Source organism: Streptomyces pratensis (genome assembly GCF_016804005.1).
Lineage (GTDB): Bacteria > Actinomycetota > Actinomycetes > Streptomycetales > Streptomycetaceae > Streptomyces > Streptomyces pratensis_A.
Genome location: NZ_CP051486.1, coordinates 872578 through 898279, shown reverse-complemented (window position 1 = coordinate 898279; position 25702 = coordinate 872578). Strand labels below are relative to the sequence as shown.

Here is a 25702-nt window from a genome sequence, read left to right as displayed (position 1 = left end):
TCGTCACGAAAAGGGCGGATGCGCGAAAGGGCGGATGCAGGAAAAGGGTGGATGGGGAACGCTGCGGGAGGGGCGGCTCAGCGCAGCCGGAAGGCCTTCATCACCTTGAGGCTGCGGCTCATGAAGGCTGCGTACTTCTCGTCGTCCATCCCGAAGGCGGGCGCGAGGGGGATCAACCGCTGCTGGGCGACCGTCTGCGCCTCGGTGTATTTCAGGATGCCCTCGGAGCCGTGCCGCCGGCCGAGACCGGAGTCCTTCATGCCGCCCATGGGTGACTGGACACTGCCGTACGCGGGTGCGTACCCCTCGTTGATGTTGACCGTGCCGGTCCGCAGCCGCGCGGCGACGCGGTGGCCCCGCCCGGCGTCCTTCGTCCAGACGCTGGAGTTGAGGCCGTAAGGGGTCGCGTTGGCGAGGGTGACGACTTCGTCCTCGTCGCTGAAGCGGTAGACGGAGACGACCGGTCCGAAGGTCTCCTCGCCGCAGACGGCCATGGGCGCCTCGACACCGTCGAGGATCGTCGGCTCGTAGAAGAGCGGGCCGATGTCGGGGCGGGCGACGCCGCCCGCGACGAGCGTGGCGCCCTTCTCGACGGCTTCGGTCACGTGCCGGCTGACGGTCTCCAGCTGCCGCTCGCCGACGAGGGAGCCCATGTCGGCGCCGTAGGCGAGGGAGTTGCCGAGGCGCATGGCCTTCGTGCGGGCGGCGAAGCGTTCCACGAAGTCGTCGGCGACAGACTCGTGGACGTACAGGCGCTCGATGGAGATGCAGAGCTGCCCCGCGGAGGAGAAGCAGGCGCGGACGGCGCCCGCGGCGGCCTTCTCCACGTCGGCGTCCGCGAGGACGATCATGGCGTTCTTGCCGCCGAGTTCGAGCGACACGCCGACGAGCCTGGCGGCCGCGCCCTGGGCGACCGCACGCCCGGTACGGGTGGAGCCGGTGAAGGAGACGTAGTCGGCACGGCTGACGACCTCGGGGCCGACCACTGGTCCCTCACCCAGGACGACCTGGAACACCCCGGCGGGCAGTCCGGCCTCGATGAGGAGGTCACGGGCCCACAGGGCGGTCAGCGCGGTCTCGGTGTCGGGCTTCATGACGACCGCGTTGCCGGAGACGAAGGCGGGGAGCGCGTCTCCGACGGAGAGTTCGAGCGGGTAGTTCCAAGGCGCGATCTGGCCGACGACCCCGCGCGGCTGGCGCAGTTCGGTGACCTTGGTGAGGGTCGGGACGACGCCGGTGTGCCGCTTCGGCCTGAGGTACGAGACGGCCTTGCGCCCGTAGTGCCGGGCCGCGACGGCGACGGCCAGCACCTCCTCGTGTGCGTGCAGCCGGGCCTTGCCCGTCTCCAGCTGGATGAGGTCGAGGACCTCGGACTGGCGCTGGAGGACCAGGTCGTGGAAGCGGAGCAGCACGGCGGCCCTCGCCCGGACAGGGGTCGCGGCCCAGGCGGGCTGGGCGGCGCGGGCGCGGTCGAAGGCGGTCTCGACGTCCTCGGGGGTGGACTCGGGCAGGTCGGCCAGCTTCTCCCCGGTGAAGGGGCTGTGGTTGGCCGTGCGGCCGGAGCCGACGACGCCACGGGTCAGCTGGGCGATCACCTCGGGTGTGACCACGTCGGCAGCGGTGCGGGCGCCCGCCGGGGCGGCGGCCACCGGATTGGTGCCGACGCGGGTGCCGGAGGCGGCGGAGGTGGTCGTGAAGGCCTGCGAGTCCGTCATGAGGGCGAGAGTATGTCCACCCGCCCACTTTGGGTACCCGTGGGTAACAGGTTTTCACAGGCCCCGCCAGAGACTCCCGCCATGCCCGGCCAAGCAGCCAGTGATCACTGGCTGCATAACCGCTGATCAGGGGTGATACGCCGTCGTTCCGGGGATCGGACGTCAGGAACAGTGAATCTTCAGCACTCGGCCGAGATGTGTCCGGGCGGCCGGCCCACCGAGCCCGGTCACCGGGGCCGGCAGGACTCGCTCAGCCCGTCGGCTCCGGCGGTTCCCAGCTGCGCAGCATGGTCTCGAAGAGCCGTCGGCTCTCGTCCCGGTCTCCGTCGGGCCCGGTCAGGTAGAGCGCGTACTCGGGGCCACCCGACTCGGCGAAGTACATCTGGTCGATGCCGTGGCGCGGGCCCGGGTGGTCCTTGGACTCGACCCAGGTGAACTCCCAACGGGACCCCGGACGGTCACGGAAGACGTTCTCCACCAGCTCCAGACGCCGGTAGTCCGGCAGCCGTACGGCGAGGTCCTTCTCGATGCTCCGCATGTGCGCGTACGAGTTGCCGAAGTCGGGCTGCGGATCAAGGCTGATCCGGATGCGGTGCGCGCCGTTGTCCGGTGTGTAGTCGATCTGGCCGTCGTTCGTCTGCCGCACCCAGCCGTCGGGGACGGCGAGACTGAAGCCCTCGGGATCGGTGACCCGGTTCCAGCCCTCGGGTATGTCCTTCGCGGCGGGCTCGTCGTCCTTCACGGCGGCGTCCCCGCCCTGCCCCCCGGCGGCGGAGACCGACGGGGAGGGCGTGGGGCCGGCGGTTCCCCGCTCCGAGGCGCCCCCGGTCGTGGACCCGCCGTCGTCCGCCGTCTTCATCGCGATCAGACCCGCCGCCCCGCCGATCAGGGCAGCCACCGCGACGACCAGCAGGGCGGTGCGCCACCGGCCCAGGCCTCGCCGGGTCGCGGGCGCCGAGGTGTACGGGGGTCCGGACGGCGGAGGCACGGGCAGGGGCCGGTCGAGGCGGGCGGTGGAACCGTCCGGAGCGGAGAAGGCACGGAGGTCGTCCTCGGAGACCCGCTGCGTCGGCACGTGCGCCTGCGCGGCCCGGGGCCTTCGCCCTTCCATCGCGTCCAGCAGCATGCGTTCCGTCTCCTCGGCCGTCGGACGGTCCGAGGGTTCCTTGCGCAGCAGAGCGGTGATCACGGGCGCCAGCGCGCCGCCGTGCAGCGGCGGCGGCGGCTCCTCCGTGACCACGGCCTGCATGGTGGAGATGGGGGAAGAGCGCCGGAACGGTGAGCTTCCCTCGACGGCCGTGTAGAGCGTGGCACCCAGCGACCACAGGTCCGACGCGGGGCCCGGGTCGCCGCCGCGCACCCGCTCGGGCGCCAGATAGTCGATGGAACCCACCAGTTCACCTGTCCTGGTGATGGTGGAGTCCCCCTCGATCGCCGCGATCCCGAAGTCGGTCAGCAGGACCTGGCCGTCCCGGGCGAGCAGGACGTTGCCCGGCTTCACGTCCCGGTGCAGGACACCGGCGTCGTGGGCGGCCCGCAGGGCGCTCAGCACGTGCAGACCGATCCTGGCCGCCTCGCGCGGCTCGACCTCGCCGGACTCCTTGGTCGCGTCCGCGAGCGAGGGCCCGTCGACGTACTGCATGACGATCCAGGGACGGTTGTCGTACTCGATGACGTCATGGACGGTGACGACCCCCGGGTGCGTGATCCGGGCAGCCGCGCGCGCCTCCTTCTGCGTGCGGGCGTGCAGCACGGCCCGGTCCGCCTCGGCGACGTACAGTCCGGCGGTCAACTCCTTGACTGCGACCGTCCGGTGGAGCACCTCGTCGTGGGCGCGCCACACCTTGCCCATGCCGCCTCGGCCCAGGACGTCACCGAGACGGTAACGTCCGGCCAGTACGATTCCCGCGTCCGTTCCCTGCGCGTGATCCACGTGTGTCCTCGCCCCGTTCCTTGGACGACAGGTTACGGAGAGGAGGCGGCCCCACGTAACCTCGCACCGCTCACGAGACCGCACTGTGATGCTTGTCGCGTTCCGCTGTTGCGCGGTCAGGAACCCACGCGGTACGACGACATGGCCTGCTCGTAGATGTCCGAGACCTTGTCCCGCTCGTTCTCCGGACCGATGACCTGCACGATGTGGTACCTGCCGTCCACGATCATGACCAGGTTGCGGACGTACACCTCACGGCCGCTGCTCTCCTGCCAGGTGAACTGCCCCTCCGCCATGACCTGCCGGCCCACGTCGATGCGGCGCAGGCCGGTGGACGTGGCCCAGCTGGACTCGCGGAACGGCTGCAGCTCGGGCTCCGCGGTCCGCTGGTAGTCCAGCGGGTCGCTCCCGTTGGCCTTGACGGTGTCCCGGCCCGGTACGACCAGCACGCTGAACCCGTCGCTGCCGTAACGGACCTGACGGTCGGCGTTGGCCGGGCTGCGCTGCCAGTCCTCCGGCACGCCGATCTGGAACCCTTCGGCGTCCTTGCGCAACTCGTAGCCCGGCGCGAGGGCCACGGCGGAGCGGCTGGTCTGCGGCTTCTCCGAGCCGGACGAGCCGGACGAGGCCGAAGGCTCCGACCCGCCGGAGGAGGCCGGCGCCCCGGTGGACGGACTGCTGCCGGGCTCCGGGGCGGCCGAGCCCGAGGGCGCTGCTCCCGCCCCTGTCTCCTGCCCTTCCTTGGGCATGAACAGCATGGCGTAGGCGATGGCGGCCGCCATCGCGAGCAGGATCAGCACCAGCAGGAGCCGTCCGAGCCGTCGCGGTGCCCGGCCACCGGGCTGCGGCTGACGCAGCACCTTGGGCCCCTTGGGTTCGCGAGGCGCGCGCGGCGGCTTCTTCTCGTACGCCTGCGGCTGCTCGTAGGCCTGTTGCCTCTCGTGGGCCTGCTGCTCGTACGCCTGCGGCTTCTCGCGGCGCTGCGGCCTTCCCTGGCGGTGCCGGCCGTGCGCCGAGCCCCCGCGACCCCAGCGGCGGCGCACCAGCTCACCCCGGCGACGTACGACCGGCAGGCGGGTGGCGTCGGCGGGCGGCATCGAGACGATGTCGGCGCCGGCCTCCGGCTCGGGGGCCGAACGCACGAGTGAGCGCAGCCAGCCGCGCAGCTCCTCGAAGTCGGGTCGCTCCGTGGGGTCCTGACGCAGCAGTGATTCGACGACAGGCCGCAGCGGGCCGCATTCCTCCGCGAAGGCGGGCGGCTCACCGCAGACCATCTGGACGAGTTCGGCCGCGTTCTCCTCCGGGTAGGGAGCGTGGCCCTGCACGGCACGGTAGAGCAGGGCGCCCAGCGCCCACAGGTCGGTGGAGGGGCCGATGGGCGGGGCGAGCTGCCAGTTGTCGTGGACCGGCCCCGCCTGCTCGGGCGCCCACCGCTCCGTGACGGCTCCGACGACGGCGATGCGGGCCTGCCTGGCGCGCTCGGCGGCGAGGGGGGTGGCCGGGCCCCGGTAGGCGGGGGTGGCGCCGCCTGCGACGACCTCGTCCCACCCTCCGGCGGGCGTGCGGGCGGCGACGGGCTGGGGCAGCCGGTCCTGACGCTCCACGGACCCGCCGCCGAGGCGCCGGGCGTCGGCGCGCAACGCGTCCTCACCTGAGCCGCCGGGCCCTCCGGAGCCGCCGGCGGGCACGGGCCGGCCGGAGCCGGGGCCGTCGCCCCAGGTGCCGGCGAGGTGGACGCGCCGGCCGGGGGGCCTGGGGCCGCCGCCGTCCTCGTCGTCCTCGTCGTCCTCGTCGTCGACCTCGTACGGGTACGCGTACGGATACGGCTCGTGGTCCGCACCGCCCCAGGTGCCGCTCAGCTGCGGGCCACCGAGGGCGGGGGCCTCCTCACCGGGCTCCTCGCGCCGTTCCGTGCCGGCGCCGCCGTCGCGGTCCCGGTCCGCGCGCTTCTGATCCTCGCCCGCGCGGGCCGCCGCCGCACGCGCCCCCGCACGGTATGCCGCGATGGCCCCGGCGCGGGCGGCGCGCAGCTGTGCCGCACTCCCGGCCCCTGGCTCGGCGGGCGGTGCGGGTGGCGCCGGTGGTGCCACCTCGATCTCCGCACGGGAGCCGGGGGCCGGCACCCCGTCGGTGGACGCTCTGGGGGCGGGCAGCCCCTCGGGGGCGGAGAGGCCATCGGGCCCGGACAGTGAGGCGTCCCGCTCGTACGGCGCGGGCGGCTCGTACGGGGCAGGCTGCTCGTACGTTCCGGGCTCGACAGCCGGGATCTCGTACGTGCCGGACTCCACAGCCGGGATCTCGTACGTGCCGGACTCCACGGCCCGCGGCTCGTACGGACCGGAATCCACCATGGGCGGCGCGTACGTGCCGGACTCCACAGCCGGGATCTCGTACTGACCAGGCTCCACCATCGGCGGCTCGTACGGGCCGGGCTCGACCGTCGGCGGCTCGTACGGGCCGGTGGGGCCCGATTCGACCGCTGGGGGCCCGTAGTCGTTCTCCTCGTCCGGCTGCGGTGCGGGAACGTATCCGCACAGCGCCTCCTCGGCCGCGCCCGCCGCGAGGCCCGTCAGCACGACACGGCCGTCGTCACAGACCAGCACCGTGCGGACCGTGATGTTGCGGTGCGTCCAGCCGTGAGCGTGCAGCACCCGAAGCGCCGTGAGGACGTCGGAGCCGATCTCGGCGGCCCGGTAGGGATTGAGGGGCCGCTCCGCGAGGAGCGCGGCGAGCGGCCGGGCGGCGACCAGCTCGCTCACTATCCAGAGCGATCCCGCCTCGGCGAACACGTCGAAGACCTGGTCCAGGCGCGGATGGTCGGGGACCTGGGCAGCCGCCTGCGCGGCCTCGATCGCCCGCCGGACCGCCGGGTCCGTGGGCCGCCGCACCGTACGCCCGGTGGCTCGCCTCACCGAGGCCAGACCGTCGGCGTCGAGCACCTCGGCGTCCACGACCTCAGGCAACGGCACCTGCCGGACCAGGACTTCCTGGCCGCTGTATGTGTCGAATGCCCGCGTCTCGGCCAGTTCGTACGCATCGGACGGGGGCAGCGGAAGGCGGTAGCGGTCGGCAAGCACCCGACCCGCGTAGTCGTCCACGACGCCTCCCCAGAGCGCGCTGTTCCCCGGTCATCGGAACCGCATGAATCCGTCAATTGCGGTCACTTGCTGTGCAATTGACCGATCGTTCCGGCTGTGTACGGTCCCCGGCCTCTCACCATACGTGGCACGTCGCGGCCACGCGGCGTGTCACGGCAACCCGGCCGCTCCGTCGACTGCCCGAGCCGCGCCCCGTCGACTGCCCGAGCCGCGCTCCGTCGCCCGGCCCGTGCGGGCCGGGCGACGGCCCGGACGTGCCGGCCGGCCGCCCGGACGGGTCAGTCGGTCGGCTTGAACGTGGCGAAGGCCGTTTCGCGGAGCGTCCGGCACTCCTCCTCGTCCCAGGCGTCGGCCTTGCAGCTGATCATGATCGAGTAGCCGTGGGTGGCGTCGGCCTTGAAGCCCCGGTTGAGGACCCGGACCCGCATGCCCTGCTGGTTGCGCGTGAACTCCCAGTCGGCGACGGTCGGGTAGCCGTTGAACTCGACCTTCTTTATGCCGATGTGCTTGTAGCCGTTACTGCTTCCGGCCACCGCACCCATCAGGCCCCGCCACGCGGCGGCGGCGTCGTCCCCGGGTGAGCTGTTGTAGTCGATCTGGACGCGCGGGAATCCGCCGCCGTCGTTGTAGATGCCGCCCGAATTGCTTCCCGCTATGGCGTTGCGCTTGAAGGTCTCCGGCATCGCCATCGTGAAGTGGAACCGCTCGTCGGTGACCTTCTTGTACCCGGCCGGCAGACCGTTCGGGTCGGAGGTGGTCTCTTCGGACTCAGGGGTGGGCGAGGGGTCGGTGGACGCCTCGCCCTTGTCCTGCCCCTGGCCGTCCTTGCCGTCCTCGCCGGTGCCCTCGTCCTTGCCGGCGCCTCCGCCGGTGGCGGGATCGGCGTCGCCGGCCGACGCACCGGCCGACGCGGCGGTGTCGCCCTTGGAGCCGCCGCCTTCGTCGGCCTTCCCGTCGTCGCCGAGCGTGAGCGCCAGGACCGTACCGAGGACGGCGAGCACGACGACACCGGCGATCACCGCCAGGGTGCGGCGCGGCACGACATCGGTGATCGACGCACGGGTCACGGCCGGACGTCCGGGCGGCACGACGGGTCCGGAGGCCGATGCCGTCGTTGCCGTGGAACCCGGCGCCTGCGAGGACACCGCGGCCCCGGCGGCAGCCGGGGACTTCGCGTTCCGTACGGACCGCAACGCGCCGCGCAGCCTGTCCTTGGTGCTCTCGGCGAGAGCGGACACACCGGCCGGGGTGGTCGCGGACGAGGAGCCTGAACCGGACGGAGAGCCGGAGGCCTGGCCCGTGGGGACCGAGCCGCCGGCGGCCGGCCCCCCTGCGCCCGCGACAGCTCCGGACCCACTGCCCTCGCGGGCCGGTGTGGCCGCGACGGCGGCCGCGGCTGCGGCTGCGGCTGCGGCCTTCTTGCCACCGCCCTTGGTCTCGCTCCTGCTGCTCCTGCCGCCCTTGTCGCTCTTTCGGTCACCGATCGAGGGCAGCGCCATGACCTGGGTGGAGTCGGCCGGCGGTGCGACGGGCTTCTCCGGAGCGTTGATCACCGCGTTGAGCAGGACACGCGCCCCGGCGTCGTCCAGCCGCTGTTCGGGGTCCTTGGCCAGGAGGCCGTAGATGACTTCCTCCAGCCCGCCCGCGTCGGCCGGCGGTTCGACGGGCTCCGTCATCACCGCCGTCAGCGTGGCGATGGCCGAACCCTTGTCGTACGGCGGTCGGCCCTCGACGCTCGCGTACAGCAGCCCGCCGAGGGACCACAGGTCGGCAGGCGGGCCCGGCTTGTGACCGCGGGCCCGCTCGGGCGAGATGTAGGAGGGTGCGCCGACGAGCATGCCCGTCGAGGTGACGGAGGGGTCGCCCTCGACCTGGGCGATGCCGAAGTCGGTCAGGACGACCCGGCCGTCCTCCGAGATCAGCACGTTGGACGGCTTCACATCGCGGTGCAGGATGCCCTCGCGGTGCGCCGAGCGCAGCACGTCGAGGATCGCGAGGCCGACCTCCGCGGCGCGCCTCGGCGTCAGCGTCCCGTCCTCACGGATCACCTCGGCGAGGGACTTGCCCTCGATGAGCTCCATGACGATCCACGGCCGGTCGTCCTCGTCGACCACGTCGTAGACCGTCACCGCACTGGTGTTGCGGATCCTCGCGATCGCCTTCGCCTCACGCAGTGTTCGCGTGATCAGACGGCGCTTCTCGTCCTCGTCGATGGCCGACGGGAACCGCAGTTCCTTGACCGCGACCGTACGCCCCAACGTCTCGTCGACAGCACGCCAGACCGTGCCCATGCCGCCCCGGCCGAGCACCTCCCCGAGGCGGTACCGCCCCGCGAGGAGACGTCCGTCCTTGTCCCGTTGGGGCTCCCGCGCCTGCTCCGCCTCCGACATGCGTCCCCTCTGCGATCAACCCGCCCTGGCAGAGCGTTCATTGTCCCTCACCCCGGGACCGGTCATGGTGCCGGGTCCGTGGTCGGCCGTGATGTGGCCGGAGCAAGGAACACCCTGTCATGCCGATGTTCAGGGCGGTGCCCGCCGCCCGCTGGTACTGACTGCGCCCGCCCTGGGAACCGCGAGCCTGCCAAGCGAACCACACCTGACGCCCGCGTCGTCCTACCTCCCCCCGGCTCGTCGTCGGGGGGGAGGCCCCTGGCAGGCGCCGTTCCGGCACGGCACGAGGCCTGCGACGGCAGGGAGACGCACGACTCCGCGGGCGTCGCAGGCCGGTGGGTAAACCGATTTCCACGCGGCGGACCGGACCTATCCCACACGGAACCGACGGGCGGCCGGCCGCTGCCGCGCGCCCGGACCGCCCGCCCGCCGCACCCCCGGCGGGCGGGTCGCACGGCATCGTCCATCCGCAGGAACTCTCCCCGGGGCGACCGTCCGTGGCCACGCCCGACGTACCACCGGCGGTCACGTGCGGACCGCCGCCGCGACCCGCGCCGGCCGCCACATCCTCGGCTTCAGGGCGAACACGGGTACACCGCCGGGCGCCGGCCGCGAAGCGGAACAGCCGACAGCACGCCTCGAAGGGGATCCGCTGAAGGCGGAGTTCTGCCCGCAGGTCCGCCCAGAGGTCCCTGGGGAGGCCCGGGAGCGGTTCAGAGGGGCACGATGTCCGGCGCCCCCAGCCGTGCCGCGTCCGCCGTCTGGTCGTCAGGCTGCCTCTGGGACTCCCGCTCCGCCTCCACGCGCTTGCGGTAGTGCTCGACCTCGCGCTCGACCTGGCCCGTGTCCCAGCCGAGCACCGGCGCCATCAGGTCCGCGCATTCGCGGGCACAGCGGGTGCCCCGGTCGAAGGTCTCGATGGAGATCCGGGTACGCCGGGTCAGGACGTCGTCGAGGTGCCGGGCACCCTCGTGCGAGGCCGCGTAGACGACTTCCGCCCGCAGATAGTCCTCGGCGCCCGCCAGTGGCTCGCCCAGCGAGGAGTCGCCCTGGACGAGCTCCAGGATCTCCTCGGTCATCGAGCCGTACCGGTTGAGCAGGTGCTCCACCCGGACGACGTGCAGTCCGGTGCGGGCGGCGATCCTGGCACGGGCGTTCCACAGGGCGCGGTACCCCTCGGCGCCGAGCAGCGGGATGTCCTCCGTGACACAGTCCGCCACCCGCTGGTCCAGCGCGTGCACCGCCTCGTCGACGGCGTCCTTCGCCATCACCCGGTACGTCGTGTACTTGCCGCCCGCCACGACGACGAGCCCGGGGGCCGGGTGGGCCACCGTGTGCTCGCGCGAGAGCTTGCTCGTCGCGTCCGACTCACCGGCCAGCAGGGGCCGGAGTCCGGCGTAGACGCCCTCGACGTCGTCCCTGCCCAGTGGGGTGTTGAGCACCGAGTTCACGTGTTCGAGCAGATAGTCGATGTCGGCGCTGGAGGCGGCCGGATGCGCCTTGTCCAGGTCCCAGTCGGTGTCGGTCGTGCCGATGATCCAGTGCCGGCCCCACGGGATCACGAAGAGCACGGACTTCTCGGTCCGCAGGATGAGCCCGGTCGAGGAGTGGATCCGGTCCTTGGGCACGACGAGGTGGATGCCCTTCGACGCCCGGACGTGGAACTGTCCGCGCTCGCCGATCAGCGCCTGGGTGTCGTCCGTCCACACGCCGGTGGCGTTGACCACCTGTTTGGCCCTGACCTCGTACTCCCCGCCGCCCTCGACGTCCTGCACCCGCGCGCCGACGACCCGCTCCCCCTCCCGGAGGAAGCCGGTCACCCGCGCCCTGTTGGCCACGTGCGCGCCGTAGCCCGCCGCGGTGCGCACCAGGGTCGCCACATAGCGCGCGTCGTCCATCTGGGCGTCGTAGTACTGGAGGGCTCCGACCAGGGCGTCCTTCTTGAGGGCGGGGGCGACCCGCAGCGCGTGGCGGCGGGAGAGGTGGCGGTGCACGGGCAGCCCGCGGCCGTGTCCCGAGGACACCGACATCGCGTCGTACAGCGCGACGCCGGAGCCGGCGTACAGCCGCTCCCATCCCTTGTGCTGCAACGGATAGAGAAAGGGGACGGGCTTCACCAGGTGCGGTGCCAGCCGTTCGAGCAGCAGCCCGCGCTCCTTCAGCGCCTCCCGTACGAGCGCGAAGTCCAGCATCTCCAGATAGCGCAGCCCGCCGTGGATCAGCTTGCTCGACCTGCTGGACGTGCCTGACGCCCAGTCGCGCGCTTCGACCAGACCGGTGGAAAGTCCTCTGGTGGCCGCGTCCAGCACGGTCCCGGCGCCTACCACGCCCGCTCCCACGACCAGCACGTCCAGTTCGCGCTCGGCCATCGCGGTCAGCGCTTCGGCGCGCTCCGCGGGTCCCAGTGTCGCTGTCCTCACTGCTGCCTCCCGGTAATCCCGGTGCATCGGGGTGGTACGGCACGGGAGCGGAGACCGGCCGGAGGGCCGGGGCACCCGTGCCCACCACTCGATTCTGTCCGCGGTCAGCGACTTCAGCCACCGCCTGTGGACAACACCCGCCCCACACGAGTCACAGAATGCGACATATAGGTCATATTTACGCCTAGTCTGACATTGCGCTGTCCCCAGCAGTTGCACTTTCTGTCTCTTGGCCTTAGGGAAAGGACGGCCCACATGCCCGCAGACCTCGCCGTCATCGGACTCGGTCACCTCGGCCTGCCCCTCGCCCAAGCAGCCGTCGGCGTGGGAATCCACACCGTCGGCTACGACACCGACCCACGCCCCTACGCGGAACTCTCCGCGGGCCGTACTCCGGTCGAGGGATCCCTGAGCGCGTCCGACATCCGGCGGATGGTCGCGGGCGGCTTCCGGCCCACCGCCGACCCGGCCGAGCTGGGCCGGGTGCGCACGGCCGTGATCTGCGCCCCCACCCCGCTCGGGCCGGACCGCGCCCTCGACCTCGGCTCCGTGACCGACGCGGCGCGCGCGCTCGCCGCCCGGCTCCGCCCGCACACCACCGTCCTGGTGGAATCGGCGGTGCCGCCCGGCACCACCGAGAACGTCGTGCGCCCCCTGCTGGAGGACGGCTCCGGGCTGCGCGCCGGACGGGACTTCCACCTCGCCCACTCCCCCGGCCGCCTGGACCCGGGCAACCGCACATACGGCTACGGCAACACCCCGAAGGTCATCGGCGGTCTCACCCCCGCCTGCACCGAATCGGCCGCCGCCTTCTACGGGCGGCTCACCGACAAGGTCGTCCGGGCACGCGGGCCGCGCGAGGCGGAGATGACGAAGGTCCTCGAAACCAACTTCCGGCACGTCAACATCGCCCTGGTCAACGAGATGGCCGTGCTCTGCCACGACCTCGGCGTCGACCTCTGGGACGTCATCAGGTGCGCCGAGACCAAGCCGTTCGGCTTCGAGCCGTTCCGCCCCGGCCCCGGGGTCGGCGGCCACGGCGCCCCAGTGGACCCCGGCTACTTCCCGTACAGCAGCCGCACGCCCGGCCACCCGCTGCGCATGGTCTCGCTGGCCAAGGAGATCAACGACCGGATGCCGAGTTACGTGATCCAGCGCTGCGCGACCCTGCTGAACGAACACGGCAAGTCCGTCCGGGGTGCCCGGGTGCTGCTGCTCGGCGTCACCTACAAGCCGGACCTCGCCGACCAGGAGTCCTCACCCGCCCGCGAGATCGCGACCCGGCTGATGGACATGGGCGCCCAGATCGGCTACCACGACCCGCTCGTCCTGGACTGGCGGGTGCGCGACCTGCCCGTCCCGCGCGCCGATTCCCTCTACGAGGCCGCCGCGGGGGCGGATCTGACGGTACTGCTCCAGCACCACCGCACGTACGACCTCCAGGGCCTCGCGGTGAAGGCCCAGCTTCTCCTGGACACCCGGGGAGCCACCCCGGCGGGGGCCGCCCACCGGCTGTAGCGCACCCCGGGGCGGGCCCGCGAGGATTCCGGTGGGCCATGTCGGCGCGGGCTGCTAGCCTGCGGCGTCACTTCTCGCACAGCCGTGCGCATCGTCCCAGGGGGAACACCATCATGAGCCAGCCCGTGCAGCCGCCGAACCCGCCGCAGCAGCCCTACGGCGGCGGCCAGCCGGCCGACGGCAACCCGTACGCGGGCCAGCAGCCGGGGAACCCGTATGCCGGCCAGCAGCCGGGCGCGCCGACCGGCAACCCGTTCGCGGGTCAGCAGGGACAGCAGCCGGGCCAGTTCGGCGGCACTCCGTTCCCGCCCGCCCCGCCGGCGGCCCGCAACCAGGTCGGTCTCGGGGTGCTGGCAGCGCTGGGCGCCGCGATCGTGGCGGCCATCCTCTACGGCGTCCTCGCCGGGTCCATCGAGCGTGAGGTCGGCTACGCGGCCATCGGTGTCGGCTTCCTGGTCGGCTTCGCCGCGAGCAAGGTCGGCGGCGCCAACCCCGCCGTCCTCGGCTCCGCCGCCGTGTTCTCCCTGATCGCGGTCTTCCTCGGCCAGCTCGTCGGTATGTCGATGATCCTCGCGGACGGCCTGGGGGTCGGCTTCTCCGAGGTCTTCTTCGACCACTTCGGCGACGTCTTCGACATCTGGAAGGAGGAGGCCGACTTCATGACGTACCTCTTCCTCCTCCTGGGTCCGGTCGCCGCCTTCGGTGGCGCCAGGCGGGCCGGCTGACACCTCGCGCACGCACCACGGCCCGGACCATGTTCTCTGGTCCGGGCCGCGGTGCGTGCTGCGTCGGGTCTCAGCGGCGGTGCTGCGAGTCCGCCACCGTCACCTCGACGCGCTGGAACTCCTTGAGGTCGCTGTAGCCCGTGGTGGCCATCGCCCGGCGCAGCGCGCCGAAGATGTTCATCGAGCCGTCGGGGCTGTGCGAGGGACCGGTGAGGACCTCCTCGGTCGTACCGACGGAGCCCAGGTCGACCAGCTTGCCGCGCGGCACGTCCTCGTGGACGGCCTCCATACCCCAGTGCCGGCCCCGGCCGGGCGCGTCCGTGGCACGGGCCAGCGGGGAGCCCATCATCACGGCGTCCGCGCCGCAGGCGATGGCCTTCGGCAGGTCACCGGACCAGCCGACACCGCCGTCCGCGATGACGTGCACGTACCGGCCGCCGGACTCGTCCATGTAGTCGCGGCGGGCCCCGGCCACGTCGGCGACCGCGGTCGCCATCGGGACCTGGATGCCGAAGACGTTGCGCGTCGTGTGCGCGGCGCCGCCGCCGAAGCCGACGAGGACACCGGCCGCGCCGGTACGCATCAGGTGCAGGGCGGCGGTGTACGTGGCGCAGCCACCGACGATGACCGGGACGTCCAGCTCGTAGATGAACTGCTTCAGGTTCAGCGGCTCGGCCGCGCTGGAGACGTGCTCGGCGGAGACCGTCGTACCCCGGATGACGAAGATGTCCACACCCGCGTCGACCACGGCCTTGGAGAACTGTGCGGTGCGCTGCGGGGACAGCGCGGCGGCGGTGACGACACCGGAGTCGCGCACCTCCTTGATGCGCTGCCCGATCAGCTCCTCCTGGATGGGGGCGGAGTAGATCTCCTGGAGCCGCGGGGTGGCGGTCTCGACGGGCATCTCGGCGATCTCGTCGAGGAGCGCCTGCGGGTCGGCGTGCCGGGTCCACAGCCCCTCGAGGTTGAGGACGCCGAGGCCGCCCAGCTCGCCGATGCGGATGGCGGTCTGCGGGGAGACCACCGAGTCCATGGGCGCGGCCAGGAACGGCAGCTCGAAACGGTAGGCGTCGATCTGCCAGGCGATCGAGACCTCCTTCGGGTCACGGGTGCGCCGGCTCGGCACGACAGCGATGTCGTCGAACGCGTATGCCCTGCGGCCGCGCTTGCCGCGCCCGATCTCGATCTCAGTCACGATGGTGTGGCCTTTCCTCTACGTCTGCGCTGACCAGTATCCCCGACACACACATGAGGGGCGGTCCCGGGAACCCCGGTCCGCCCCTCACCTGCGCTGATGCCTTACTTCCTGCTGTAGTTCGGTGCTTCGACCGTCATCTGGATGTCGTGCGGGTGGCTCTCCTTGAGTCCCGCGGAGGTGATCCGGACGAAGCGGCCCTTGCTCTCCATCTCGTCGACGGACGCCGCCCCGACGTAACCCATGGTCTGGCGGAGACCGCCGACCAGCTGGTGAAGGACGTTGGCCAGCGGACCGCGGTAGGGCACCTGGCCCTCGATGCCCTCGGGTACGAGCTTGTCGTCCGAGGCCACCTCGGCCTGGAAGTAACGGTCCTTGGAGTACGACCGCCCCTGTCCACGGGACTGCATGGCGCCCAGCGACCCCATGCCTCGGTACGACTTGAACTGCTTGCCGTTGATGAACATCAGCTCACCCGGGGACTCCTCGCAGCCCGCGAGGAGGCTGCCCAGCATCACGCTGTCCGCCCCGGCGGCAAGCGCCTTGCCGATGTCGCCGGAGTACTGGAGGCCGCCGTCACCGATCACGGGGACGCCTGCGGCACGGGCGGCGAGAGCGGCCTCGTAGATCGCGGTGACCTGCGGGACGCCGATACCGGCGACCACGCGGGTGGTACAGATCGAGCCGGGGCCCACGCCGACCTTCACGCCGTCGACACCGGCGTCGATCAGCGCCTGGGCGCCGTCGCGGGTTGCGACGTTGCCACCGATGACGTCGACGGCGACGCTCGACTTGATCTTCGCCATCCAGTCCAGGGCGTTGCTGTTGTGTCCGTGCGAGGTGTCGACGATCAGGAAGTCGACGCCTGCGGACGCGAGCGCCTGCGCGCGGTCCAGCGCCTCGGGGCTGGCACCGACGGCCGCGCCGACCAGCAGACGGCCTTCGGCGTCCTTGGCGGCGTTCGGGTACTGCTCGGCCTTCTTGAAGTCCTTGACCGTGATGAGGCCCTTGAGGATGCCCGCCTCGTCGACCAGCGGCAGCTTCTCGATCTTGTGGCGGCGCAGCAGCTCCATGGCCTCCACGCCGGAGATGCCGACCCGCCCGGTGACCAGCGGCATCGGCGTCATGACCTCGCGCACCTGGCGCGACCGGTCCGACTCGAAGGCCATGTCACGGTTGGTCACGATACCGAGGAGCTTCCCCGCGGGGTCGGTGACCGGGACACCGCTGATGCGGAACTTGGCGCAGAGCGCGTCCGCCTCGCCGAGCGTGGCGTCGGGGTTGACGGTGATCGGGTCGGTCACCATCCCCGACTCGGACCGCTTGACCAGGTCGACCTGGTTCACCTGGTCCTCGATCGAGAGGTTGCGGTGCAGCACGCCCACGCCGCCCTGACGGGCCATGGCGATGGCCATCCGGGCTTCGGTCACCTTGTCCATGGCAGCCGACAGCAGGGGGATGTTCACCCGCACGTTGCGCGAGATGAGGGACGAGGTGTCGACCGCGTTGGGCAGGACCTCGGACGCGCCCGGCAGCAGCAGCACGTCGTCGTATGTCAGCCCGAGCGTTGCGAACTTCTCAGGCACTCCGTCGACGTTTGCAGTCATGACACCTTCCCCAAATGGTCTTGATCGGTGCGGATGTCCATGCTAACGGGCTCGCAGGGTGTCTCATTCCACGGGCAAGATCACCTGGCGGTTCTGTGGCTTCCTCCACACCGCGGAAGCCTCCGGAACCCGCTCCTACTGCCCCGCGAGAGCCCTAAGCCTGCTCAGCGCACGGTGCTGGGCGACCCGGACGGCCCCCGGGGACATGCCGAGCATCTGCCCGGTCTCCTCGGCGGTCAGCCCGACCGCGACCCGGAGGACCAGCAGCTCTCGCTGGTTCTCCGGCAGATTGGCGAGAAGCTTCTTGGCCCAGGCCGCGTCACTGCTGAGCAGCGCCCGCTCCTCCGGACCGAGCGAATCGTCGGGCCGCTCCGGCATCTCGTCCGACGGCACGGCCGTCGATCCGGGGTGCCGCATCGCGGCGCGCTGGAGGTCGGCGACCTTGTGGCCCGCGATGGCGAAGACGAAGGCTTCGAAAGGTCTGCCGGTGTCCTTGTACCGCGGCAGGGCCATCAGCACCGCGACGCAGACCTCCTGCGCGAGGTCCTCCACGAAGTGACGGGCATCACCGGGAAGCCGGTTCAGCCGGGACCGGCAGTAGCGCAGTGCGAGGGGATGGACGTGGGCCAGCAGGTCGTGGGTGGCCTGCGCGTCACCGTCGACGGCACGGTGCACCAGAGCACCGATCACCGTCGTCCCGTCCTCACGCATCGGACCATGGTGCCTTGGCACCGTCCGATCCGATGCATCGCGTCCCGAGTTGTGCACCGAAGCGTTATCAGCGGGTACGTCGGCCCGCGCGACGGACACGTCGGAACGGTCGGCAGGTACGTCGGCCCGCGCGTCGGCCTGTGCGCCGCCGGTGCCGCGAGCGAGTGCTCCAGCGTTCTGAGCGGGTGCGCCGGATGTCATGTCCTGCGCCCTCCCCTTCCGCTCGACCGAATGTTCCCCGAGGAACTCCACAACCCCAAGGATGCGGCATCGGCCAGGAAGCGTCACATAGCGCTGGTGGGGAGGGCCCGGCCGCAGGTCCGCCGCCACCGTCGCCCCGTCCGCCGGCGTGCGGACGGGATCGCACGGCTACCGGTCGCGCCGCGGCATCAGCGGACCAGGCCCCAGCGGAATCCGAGCGCGACGGCGTGCGCACGGTCCGAGGCCCCGAGCTTCTTGAACAGACGCCTCGCGTGCGTCTTCACCGTGTCCTCGGAGAGGAACAGCTCGCGCCCGATCTCGGCGTTGGAACGGCCGTGGCTCATGCCTTCGAGCACCTGGATCTCGCGCGCCGTGAGCGTCGGCGCCGCGCCCATCTCCGCGGACCGCAGCCGGCGCGGGGCGAGCCGCCACGTCGGATCGGCGAGCGCCTGGGTCACGGTCGCGCGCAGCTCGGCACGCGAGGCGTCCTTGTGCAGATAGCCGCGAGCGCCGGCGGCGACCGCGAGCGCGACACCGTCCAGGTCCTCGGCGACGGTCAGCATGATGATCCGGGCTCCGGGGTCGGCCGAGAGCAGCCGCCGGACCGTCTCCACACCCCCCAGACCGGGCATGCGTACGTCCATCAGAATCAGATCCGAACGATCGGCCCCCCAGCGGCGGAGGACCTCCTCGCCGTTGGCCGCCGTCGTCACACGCTCGACGCCGGGCACGGTCGCAACCGCGCGGCGGAGCGCTTCTCGGGCAAGCGGGGAGTCGTCGCAGACGAGGACGGATGTCATGACCGTCCTCCGCAGCTGATGCGCGTCACCTTGAGCCTCCAGGCTGATACAAGTCGTCACCTGTGCGGTTGACCCCCTCGGACATCTGCCCGAGCTCGTTCTCCGTCAACCGCCTCCCCCTCAACAACGACGGTCACTCGAAAGAGTTACGGGCCAAAGCATCCGGTTCGGCACTCTAAGTGAGGGGTTGCACACGGAGAAGAGCGACACGGGATCCTTCACCCGTCAACTGATCTCCCGATCGACGACCTGCCCCATTTAGCGGGTTTTCTTCCCTTTTGCTGGCGTCTGAGGCTAGATTCGCAATCAGTCATATTTACATCTACTAACACCGTAGATGTACGGTCGGGACTCCGGTCACCGAAGACCGATGAACGAGCGACAACGGTCGAGGACGCCGTTTCCGAACCAGCAAGGTTTCGAGGGGACACGCAATGGCAGATTTCTCCCGCCTTCCCGGACCCAACGCGGACCTGTGGGACTGGCAGCTGCTGGCCGCCTGCCGCGGGGTCGACAGTTCACTGTTCTTCCACCCCGAAGGGGAACGCGGAGCAGCCCGGAGTGCTCGTGAGACCTCCGCGAAGGAGGTCTGCATGCGCTGCCCGGTGCGCGCCGAGTGCGCGGCGCACGCACTCGCGGTACGGGAGCCCTACGGCGTGTGGGGCGGCCTGACCGAGGACGAGCGCGAGGAGCTCATGGGCCGCGCCCGCAATCGCCTGATCTCCGCCCACTCCGGTCCGGCCCCGGAGGCCGGCAACTCCTGACGGTCCACACGACACACCCGAGGAAGAAACGTTTCTTCGAATCTCGCGCACCCGCAGCCCGGCTCGGCACCACGGGTGCGGCGGGCGGGCATGCCGGTGCGCCCCCGGACCCGTCGGAGTGCGGCCGGGCACATCAGCGTGCGGCCGCCAGGGAAAGCTGGTCCAGGGTCGCCGCCACCGTCGGCACCCGGGCGAGGTCGGGCAGGGTGAGGGCCACGATCTCCCTCTCCACGGCCGGCTCCACCGCCACGGTGCGCGCCCCCTTGGGCCGCACGGACTCGAGAGCCAGCTCGGGCAGGACGGCGACACCCAGCCCGGCCCCGACGAGGCCGATCACCGCCGGGTAGTCGTCCGTCGCGAAGTCGATCCGAGGGGTGAAGCCCGAGTCCTCGCACACCTCCACCAGCTGGCGCCTGCAGCGCGGGCAGCCGGCGATCCATGACTCGTCCGCCAGCTCCCCGATGCCCACCGAGTCCGTCCCCGCCAGCCGGTGCCCCTCGGGAACCAGGCCGACGAGCCGGTCCCTGAGCAGCGGGCGCACGACCAGATCGTCCCATTCGCCGCCGGTCGCCCCGTAGCGGAACGCCAGCGCGATGTCGCAGTCGCCGTCGCGCAGCATCTCCACCGAGCGCGGCGGTTCCGCCTCGACTAGCGAGACCTGGGTGCCGGGGTGCGCGGCACGCAGCGCGGCGAGGGCGCCGGGGACGAGGCTGGAGCTCCCGCTCGGGAACGACACGAGCCGAACCCGGCCGGCCCGCAGCCCGGCGATCGCGGCGACTTCCTCCTCGGCGGCGGTCAGCCCCGCGAGGATGCCGGACGCATGACGCACCAGGGCCTCTCCCGCCTGGGTGAGCCGCATCTCGCGCCCCGTACGGATCAGCAGGGGGGTGCCCGCCGAGTTCTCCAGGGCTTTCATCTGCTGGCTGACCGCCGGCTGCGTACAGCCCAGCTCCCGCGCGGCGGCGGAGAACGAACCGGTGGTGGCCACGGCGCGCAGGACACGGAGATGACGGGCTTCTATCACCCCTCAACCATAAGCGAGGCTTAAATCGATGGGCGAATACTCATGAGCAGCTTTGAGTACCTCGCGGATGGTTTGAGCGTCTCCCGGATAACCTGTCCGGTTATGAAGGTGCTCACCGTGAATCTCGGCCGTCCCACGCCCTCCGCGCACACACACGCGCCCGACGGCCTCACCGGGATCGGCAAGGTTCCGTCCGACGGCCCCGTACGGGTCTCGGACCCAGGCCCCAAGGGCAGCGGCGGCAGCGGTCTGACCGGCGACGCGGTGTGCGACATCCGGCACCACGGCGGGACGGACCAGGCCGTGTACGCGTACGCCCGCGAGGAGCTCGACGCGTGGGAGAAGGAGCTCGGCCGGCCTCTGCCCAACGGTGCGTTCGGCGAGAACCTCACGACGCTCGGCCTCACCGTCAGTCAGGCTCGGATCGGGGAGCGCTGGCGGATCGGCGACGAGCTGCTGCTGGAGGTGACGTCGGGCCGCACCCCGTGCCGCACGTTCGCGGGCCACCTCGGCGAGCCTGGCTGGGTGAAGCGGTTCACGCGCGAAGGGGCCACGGGCGCGTACCTCCGCGTGCTCGAACCCGGGACGATCCGTTCGGGGGATCCGGTCGAGGTGGTGCACGTACCTGGTCACGAGATCACCGCGGCCCTGGTGTTCCGGGCGACGACCACGGAGCGGGAGCTGCTGCCGCGCCTGCTGGACGCCGGTGACGCCCTGCACGCCGAGGCCCTGCGCGCGGCGCACGCGTACGTGGCGAAGCTGGGCTCCGCCGTCTAGGGCTCCGCCTCGGGGCGGGCCGGGCTCGCGGTGCCCCGGTGGCGGACCTGACGGCGCTACCGGTCGGCGATGCTCCTGCCGAAGGCGTCGAAGGGCTGCTCCCCCTCGTCCTCGTCCGGCAGGCAGGCGGGCAGGACCGGGTGGGCGTCCGTCCGGGACGGCTGTTCGCGTACGTCGGGCGGTCGGCCTACGACCGGTGCGGGCCCCGCGCCGGCCGTTCAGCGAGGCCCTCACCGGGCAGGGCCACGGGCATTGTGGCGAGCCGGCGGAGAGCGGCGTGATCCGTGGGTTCAGGAGCGCTTGCCGGCCTCGTGGCTGTCCGTCGTCCAGGCCCGCGTCCGCTCGCTCAGCGTGATGCCGAGGCCGGGGCGGGAGGGGACGTGCATCCGGCCGTCGCTGATGGCGATCCGCTCCTCGAACAGCGGCTCCAGCCAGTCGAAGTGCTCCACCCACGGCTCGATCGGGTAGGCGGCGGCCAGGTGGAGGTGGATCTCCATGGCGAAGTGGGGGGCGAGCTGGAGGTTGTGGTGCTCGGCCAGAGCGGCGAGCTTGAGGAACTGGGTGATGCCGCCGATCCGCGGGGCGTCGGGCTGGATGATGTCGCAGGCGCCGTGCCGGATGAGCTCGTAGTGCTCGGCGACGCTCGCGAGCATCTCGCCCGTGGCCACCGGTGTGTCCAGCGAAGCGGCGAGCGCGGCGTGGCCCTGGGCGTCGTAGGCGTCCAGCGGCTCCTCGATCCAGGTGAGGCCGAAGCCTTCCAGGGCACGGCCCATGCGCTGGGCGGCGGGCCGGTCCCACTGCTGGTTGGCGTCGGCCATCAGGGGGACGTCGTCACCGAGGTGCTCACGTACGGCGGTCAGACGAGCCAGGTCCTGCTTGCCGTCCGGGTGCCCGACCTTGATCTTGATGCCGCCGATGCCCTGCGTCAGGGACGCGGTGGCGTTGTCCAGGACCTGCTCGACGGGGGTGTGGAGGAATCCGCCGGAGGTGTTGTAGCAGCGCACCGAGTCCCGGTGCGCGCCCAGCAGCTTGGCCAGCGGCAGCCCGGCGCGCCTGGCCTTCAGATCCCACAGGGCGATGTCGATGGCGGCGACGGCTTGGGTGGCGACACCGCTGCGGCCGACCGAGGCGCCCGCCCAGACCAGCTTGGTCCAGAGCCTGCCGATGTCATTGGGGTCCTCACCGATCAGGTTTTCGGCGATCTCCTTGGCATGGGCGTACTGAGCGGGGCCGCCCGCGCGCTTGGAGTAGCTGAACCCCACACCCTGATGCCCTTGGCCGGTCTCGATCTCCACGAACAGGAAGACCACTTCGGTCATGGGTTTCTGCCGCCCCGTCAGCACCTTGGCGTCACTGACCGGCGTGCGCAGCGGCAGCGTGACGGAGGAGAGCTTGATCCAGGTGATGGCGTCGGGCGTCACCTCGCCCTGACGGAGCGCGGAGGAGGCGGTTGTGCGAGTCGTGGTCACCACTTCATGTCCCTGATGTGTGAGGCGGATGTGGGGAGTTACGGGGCCGGGGCCCCGGGAGCGGGCCGGGGGTCCTCCGGGACCGCCCGGCCGGGCATCCCGGAGAGCACGGGCGCTGAGACCGCCGTCCCCCGGACCGCGCGGCAGGGCAAGGCGCCGGTCGAGGCGCTCGGGGAACGTACCCCGGAGCGGAATCAAGGATCCGGCGAGGGGTGGAAGGCCATTCGCGCCTGCTCCAGCACCTGTGACGCGCCGCGACCACCCCACGCCCCGTGGCGGGCCGGACGGAGAAGGCATTGCGTCGCCTTCCTTCCGGTCCTGCCCCTGGGCCTGGTGGTAGGCGGGTCCGCCGCCCGCTGACGCGGGCACTAACGTGCCGCTTATGACGACTGCACTGATTACGGGCGCGACGGCTGGGATCGGGGCCGCCTTCGCAAGGCGGCTCGCGGGTGACGGGCACAACCTGGTGCTGGTGGCCCGCGACACCGAGCGGCTGCGGGCCCAGGCCACGGAGCTGCACGACAGGCACGGCATCGAGGCCGAGGTGCTGACGGCCGACCTGTCCACGGACGCCGGGATCGACGCGGTCGCCGCGCGGCTGACGGACCGTGTGAGCCCCGTCGACCTGCTGGTCAACAACGCCGGCTTCGGCAACAAGGGGCGCTACCTGGACGTTCCGATGGCTGATGAACTGATGATGCTGAAGGTCCACTGCGAGGCGGTGCTGCGGCTGACCTCCGCCGCCGCGGGCTCGATGCGGGAGCGCGGTCGCGGTGGGGTGGTCAATGTGGCCTCCGTCGCGGCTTTCCTGCCGCGGGGGACGTACGGGGCGTCGAAGTCGTGGGTCGTGCAGTTCACCCAGGGCGCGGCGAAGGACCTGGCGGGTTCGGGTGTGCGGCTGATGGCGCTGTGCCCGGGATTCGTACGGACCGAGTTCCACCAGCGTGCCGGAATGGGGACGGGCAACATCCCGGACTGGATGTGGCTCGACGCGGACAAGCTGGTGGCGGCGGCCCTGGAGGACCTGGCCAGGGGCAGGACGGTGTCGATCCCGGACCCGCGCTACAAGGCGCTGATGGGCCTGGTGAAGCTGACGCCCCGCAGCCTCCTCGGCGGAGTCACCTCCCGCGCCGGCCGGACGTACGGCCCCAAGTAGGCGGCCGGCTCCGAAGCACCGAGGCCCGGTGCCCCCGCGACGGGGGTACCGGGCCTCGGTGGCGTACGGAGTCGTACTAGTGGGAGTGGCCGTGGCCGCCGTGACCGGCGTCGGCCTCTTCCTCGGCCGGCTTCTCGACGACCAGGGTCTCGGTCGTGAGCAGCAGCGACGCGATGGACGCGGCGTTCTCCAGGGCGGAGCGGGTGACCTTGACCGGGTCGATGACGCCGGCCTTCACCAGGTCGCCGTACTCGCCGGTCGCGGCGTTGAAGCCCTGACCCTTGTCGAGGTCGGAGACCTTCGAGGTGATGACGTAGCCCTCGAGGCCCGCGTTCTCAGCGATCCAGCGGAGCGGCTCGACGGCGGCACGGCGCACGACCGCGACACCCGTGGCCTCGTCGCCGGTCTTGCCGAGGTTGCCCTCGAGGACCTTGACGGCGTGGACCAGAGCGGAGCCACCACCGGAGACGATGCCCTCCTCGACCGCGGCGCGGGTCGCGGAGATGGCGTCCTCCAGACGGTGCTTCTTCTCCTTGAGCTCCACCTCGGTGGCGGCACCGACACGGATCACGCACACGCCGCCGGCCAGCTTCGCGAGGCGCTCCTGGAGCTTCTCGCGGTCCCAGTCGGAGTCCGTGGACTCGATCTCGGCCTTGATCTGGTTGACCCGGCCCTTGACGTCGGCGGAGTCGCCGCCGCCGTCGACGATGGTCGTGTCGTCCTTGGAGACGGTGACACGGCGGGCCGTGCCCAGCACGTCCAGACCGGCCTGGTCGAGCTTGAGGCCGACCTCCTCGGCGATGACGGTCGCACCCGTGAGGGTGGCGATGTCACCGAGCATGGCCTTGCGGCGGTCGCCGAAGCCCGGGGCCTTCACCGCGACGGCGTTGAAGGTGCCACGGATCTTGTTGACGACGAGGGTGGAGAGCGCCTCGCCCTCGACGTCCTCGGCGATGATCAGGAGCGGCTTGGAGGCGCCGGCCTGGATGACCTTCTCCAGGAGCGGGAGCAGCTCCTGGATGGAGCCGATCTTGCCCTGGTGGATCAGGATGTACGGGTCGTCGAGGACGGCCTCCATACGCTCCTGGTCGGTCACCATGTACGGGGAGAGGTAACCCTTGTCGAAGGCCATGCCCTCGGTGAACTCGAGGTCCAGACCGAAGGTGTTGGACTCCTCGACGGTGATGACACCGTCCTTGCCGACCTTGTCCATCGCGTCCGCGATGAGCTCGCCGACCTGCGGGTCCTGCGCGGAGAGCGCGGCCACGGCGGCGATGTCGGCCTTGTCGTCGATCGGGCGGGCGGTCGCGAGGAGCTCCTCGGACACGGCCTTCACGGCGGCGTCGATGCCCTTCTTCAGGGCGGCCGGGGACGCGCCCGCGGCAACGTTGCGCAGGCCTTCGCGGACGAGGGCCTGGGCGAGCACGGTGGCGGTGGTGGTGCCGTCACCCGCTACGTCGTTGGTCTTGGTCGCCACCTCCTTCACCAGCTGGGCACCGAGGTTCTCGTACGGGTCGTCGAGCTCGACCTCGCGCGCGATGGTGACACCGTCGTTGGTGATGGTGGGGGCGCCGAACTTCTTGTCGATGACGACGTTGCGGCCCTTCGGGCCGATCGTCACCTTCACCGTGTCGGCAAGCTTGTTGACGCCGCGCTCAAGGGCGCGACGGGCGTCCTCGTCGAACTTCAGGATCTTCGCCATGGGCTGAGCTGTCCTCTCAAACGAACTGCGCCCCTCGCCGCCCGGCTAGTTATTTCGCAGGGGGCCAGGGGCGCAGAACAGAAGCAAACGTGGGTGAATTACTTCTCGACGATCGCGAGAACGTCGCGCGCCGAGAGGACGAGGTACTCCTCGCCGTTGTACTTCACCTCGGTGCCGCCGTACTTGCTGTACAGAACGACATCGCCGGTCTTGACGTCGAGCGGAAGGCGCTCGCCGTTCTCGAAGCGGCCCGGGCCCACGGCCAGGACGACGCCCTCCTGGGGCTTCTCCTTGGCGGTGTCCGGAATGACCAGGCCGGAAGCCGTGGTCTGCTCGGCGTCGAGCGGCTGGACCACAATGCGGTCCTCGAGCGGCTTGATCGCAACCTTGGAGCTGGTGGTCGACACGATCCGGTCTCCCCCTTCGGAGATCTCACGGGGTTTAACAGTCTGTGGTGTGGCGACCAGACCGATCCGTCGTCGCGGGTGCCGGACCTG

At 71.3% G+C, this 25702-nt stretch carries 18 protein-coding genes; 5 read left to right on the top strand and 13 right to left on the bottom strand.

Annotation, left to right across the window (positions count from 1 at the left end; translation table 11 throughout):
* Window positions 1–77: 77 nt before the first annotated feature.
* The 5 genes from HED23_RS04045 to HED23_RS04025 all read right to left on the bottom strand — a co-directional run bounded on the left by HED23_RS04045 (window position 78) and on the right by HED23_RS04025 (window position 11556).
* Window positions 78–1715, bottom strand: a complete 1638-nt coding sequence (locus tag HED23_RS04045) for a succinic semialdehyde dehydrogenase (RefSeq protein ID WP_203182043.1) — start codon at window positions 1713–1715, stop codon at window positions 78–80.
* Window positions 1716–1965: 250 nt separating this feature from the next.
* Window positions 1966–3648, bottom strand: coding sequence for a serine/threonine-protein kinase (locus HED23_RS04040; RefSeq protein WP_203182042.1), 1683 nt, complete (start codon window positions 3646–3648; stop codon window positions 1966–1968).
* A gap of 116 nt (window positions 3649–3764) precedes the next feature.
* Complete coding sequence (locus tag HED23_RS04035; RefSeq protein ID WP_203182041.1) at window positions 3765–6746, bottom strand: protein kinase; 2982 nt, start codon at window positions 6744–6746, stop codon at window positions 3765–3767.
* Between the two features lie 278 nt (window positions 6747–7024).
* The gene (locus HED23_RS04030; protein ID WP_203182040.1) at window positions 7025–9136 is read right to left on the bottom strand and encodes a serine/threonine-protein kinase; all 2112 of its coding nucleotides are present in this window, start codon (window positions 9134–9136) and stop codon (window positions 7025–7027) included.
* Window positions 9137–9849: 713 nt separating this feature from the next.
* Entirely contained in the window at window positions 9850–11556 is a 1707-nt protein-coding gene (locus HED23_RS04025; protein WP_203182039.1) for a glycerol-3-phosphate dehydrogenase/oxidase, read from the bottom strand.
* Between the two features lie 255 nt (window positions 11557–11811).
* On the opposite strand from HED23_RS04025, the gene HED23_RS04020 reads away from it, so the two are divergent.
* The gene (locus HED23_RS04020; protein WP_203182038.1) at window positions 11812–13074 is read left to right on the top strand and encodes a nucleotide sugar dehydrogenase; all 1263 of its coding nucleotides are present in this window, start codon (window positions 11812–11814) and stop codon (window positions 13072–13074) included.
* Between the two features lie 113 nt (window positions 13075–13187).
* On the top strand, window positions 13188–13799 hold the full coding sequence (locus HED23_RS04015) for a hypothetical protein (RefSeq protein ID WP_203182037.1): 612 nt from the start codon (window positions 13188–13190) through the stop codon (window positions 13797–13799).
* Between the two features lie 70 nt (window positions 13800–13869).
* On the opposite strand, the gene HED23_RS04010 is transcribed toward HED23_RS04015, so the two are convergent.
* The 4 genes from HED23_RS04010 to HED23_RS03995 all read right to left on the bottom strand — a co-directional run bounded on the left by HED23_RS04010 (window position 13870) and on the right by HED23_RS03995 (window position 18313).
* Window positions 13870–14994 (bottom strand): GuaB3 family IMP dehydrogenase-related protein, encoded by a 1125-nt coding sequence (locus tag HED23_RS04010; RefSeq protein ID WP_203182036.1) that lies wholly within the window; start codon window positions 14992–14994, stop codon window positions 13870–13872.
* Window positions 14995–15098: 104 nt separating this feature from the next.
* Window positions 15099–16601 carry an IMP dehydrogenase gene (gene guaB, locus HED23_RS04005; RefSeq protein WP_203182035.1) on the bottom strand — a complete coding sequence of 501 codons (1503 nt, stop codon included), beginning with the start codon at window positions 16599–16601 and terminating at the stop codon, window positions 15099–15101.
* 135 nt (window positions 16602–16736) lie between these two features.
* Window positions 16737–17312, bottom strand: coding sequence for a sigma-70 family RNA polymerase sigma factor (locus HED23_RS04000; RefSeq protein WP_030123887.1), 576 nt, complete (start codon window positions 17310–17312; stop codon window positions 16737–16739).
* A 389-nt stretch (window positions 17313–17701) separates the two neighbouring features.
* Window positions 17702–18313 (bottom strand): response regulator transcription factor, encoded by a 612-nt coding sequence (locus HED23_RS03995; protein WP_003948568.1) that lies wholly within the window; start codon window positions 18311–18313, stop codon window positions 17702–17704.
* Between the two features lie 434 nt (window positions 18314–18747).
* Here HED23_RS03995 and HED23_RS03990 point away from each other — a divergent pair, with 434 nt between their 5' ends.
* A complete protein-coding gene (locus HED23_RS03990) occupies window positions 18748–19077 on the top strand; it encodes a WhiB family transcriptional regulator (protein ID WP_203182034.1) in 330 nt (109 codons plus the stop codon).
* 133 nt (window positions 19078–19210) lie between these two features.
* Here the strand turns inward: HED23_RS03990 and HED23_RS03985 are convergent, their stop codons facing one another.
* Window positions 19211–20101: a LysR family transcriptional regulator gene (locus tag HED23_RS03985; protein ID WP_203182033.1), complete on the bottom strand. Its 891-nt coding sequence runs from the start codon at window positions 20099–20101 to the stop codon at window positions 19211–19213.
* Window positions 20102–20203: 102 nt separating this feature from the next.
* On the opposite strand from HED23_RS03985, the gene HED23_RS03980 reads away from it, so the two are divergent.
* Window positions 20204–20878 carry an MOSC domain-containing protein gene (locus tag HED23_RS03980; RefSeq protein ID WP_203182032.1) on the top strand — a complete coding sequence of 225 codons (675 nt, stop codon included), beginning with the start codon at window positions 20204–20206 and terminating at the stop codon, window positions 20876–20878.
* 290 nt (window positions 20879–21168) lie between these two features.
* Here the strand turns inward: HED23_RS03980 and HED23_RS03975 are convergent, their stop codons facing one another.
* Window positions 21169–22350 carry an L-talarate/galactarate dehydratase gene (locus tag HED23_RS03975; protein ID WP_203182031.1) on the bottom strand — a complete coding sequence of 394 codons (1182 nt, stop codon included), beginning with the start codon at window positions 22348–22350 and terminating at the stop codon, window positions 21169–21171.
* Between the two features lie 379 nt (window positions 22351–22729).
* Here HED23_RS03975 and HED23_RS03970 point away from each other — a divergent pair, with 379 nt between their 5' ends.
* The gene (locus HED23_RS03970) at window positions 22730–23503 is read left to right on the top strand and encodes an SDR family NAD(P)-dependent oxidoreductase (protein ID WP_203182030.1); all 774 of its coding nucleotides are present in this window, start codon (window positions 22730–22732) and stop codon (window positions 23501–23503) included.
* 76 nt (window positions 23504–23579) lie between these two features.
* Here the strand turns inward: HED23_RS03970 and groL are convergent, their stop codons facing one another.
* Window positions 23580–25205, bottom strand: a complete 1626-nt coding sequence (groL, locus tag HED23_RS03965) for a chaperonin GroEL (protein WP_203182029.1) — start codon at window positions 25203–25205, stop codon at window positions 23580–23582.
* A 98-nt stretch (window positions 25206–25303) separates the two neighbouring features.
* Window positions 25304–25612 carry a co-chaperone GroES gene (gene groES / locus HED23_RS03960; protein WP_003966899.1) on the bottom strand — a complete coding sequence of 103 codons (309 nt, stop codon included), beginning with the start codon at window positions 25610–25612 and terminating at the stop codon, window positions 25304–25306.
* Between the last annotated feature and the right edge of the window lie 90 nt (window positions 25613–25702).

Coding starts and splice junctions, on each gene's coding strand:
- HED23_RS04045 (WP_203182043.1), bottom strand. CDS start 1,715: ATGACGGACTCGCAGGCCTTCACGACCACCTCCGCCGCCTCCGGCACC.
- HED23_RS04030 (WP_203182040.1), bottom strand. CDS start 9,136: ATGTCGGAGGCGGAGCAGGCGCGGGAGCCCCAACGGGACAAGGACGGA.
- HED23_RS04020 (WP_203182038.1), top strand. CDS start 11,812: ATGCCCGCAGACCTCGCCGTCATCGGACTCGGTCACCTCGGCCTGCCC.
- HED23_RS04015 (WP_203182037.1), top strand. CDS start 13,188: ATGAGCCAGCCCGTGCAGCCGCCGAACCCGCCGCAGCAGCCCTACGGC.
- guaB (WP_203182035.1), bottom strand. CDS start 16,601: ATGACTGCAAACGTCGACGGAGTGCCTGAGAAGTTCGCAACGCTCGGG.
- HED23_RS04000 (WP_030123887.1), bottom strand. CDS start 17,312: ATGCGTGAGGACGGGACGACGGTGATCGGTGCTCTGGTGCACCGTGCC.
- HED23_RS03995 (WP_003948568.1), bottom strand. CDS start 18,313: ATGACATCCGTCCTCGTCTGCGACGACTCCCCGCTTGCCCGAGAAGCG.
- HED23_RS03990 (WP_203182034.1), top strand. CDS start 18,748: ATGGCAGATTTCTCCCGCCTTCCCGGACCCAACGCGGACCTGTGGGAC.
- HED23_RS03980 (WP_203182032.1), top strand. CDS start 20,204: ATGAAGGTGCTCACCGTGAATCTCGGCCGTCCCACGCCCTCCGCGCAC.
- HED23_RS03970 (WP_203182030.1), top strand. CDS start 22,730: ATGACGACTGCACTGATTACGGGCGCGACGGCTGGGATCGGGGCCGCC.
- groL (WP_203182029.1), bottom strand. CDS start 25,205: ATGGCGAAGATCCTGAAGTTCGACGAGGACGCCCGTCGCGCCCTTGAG.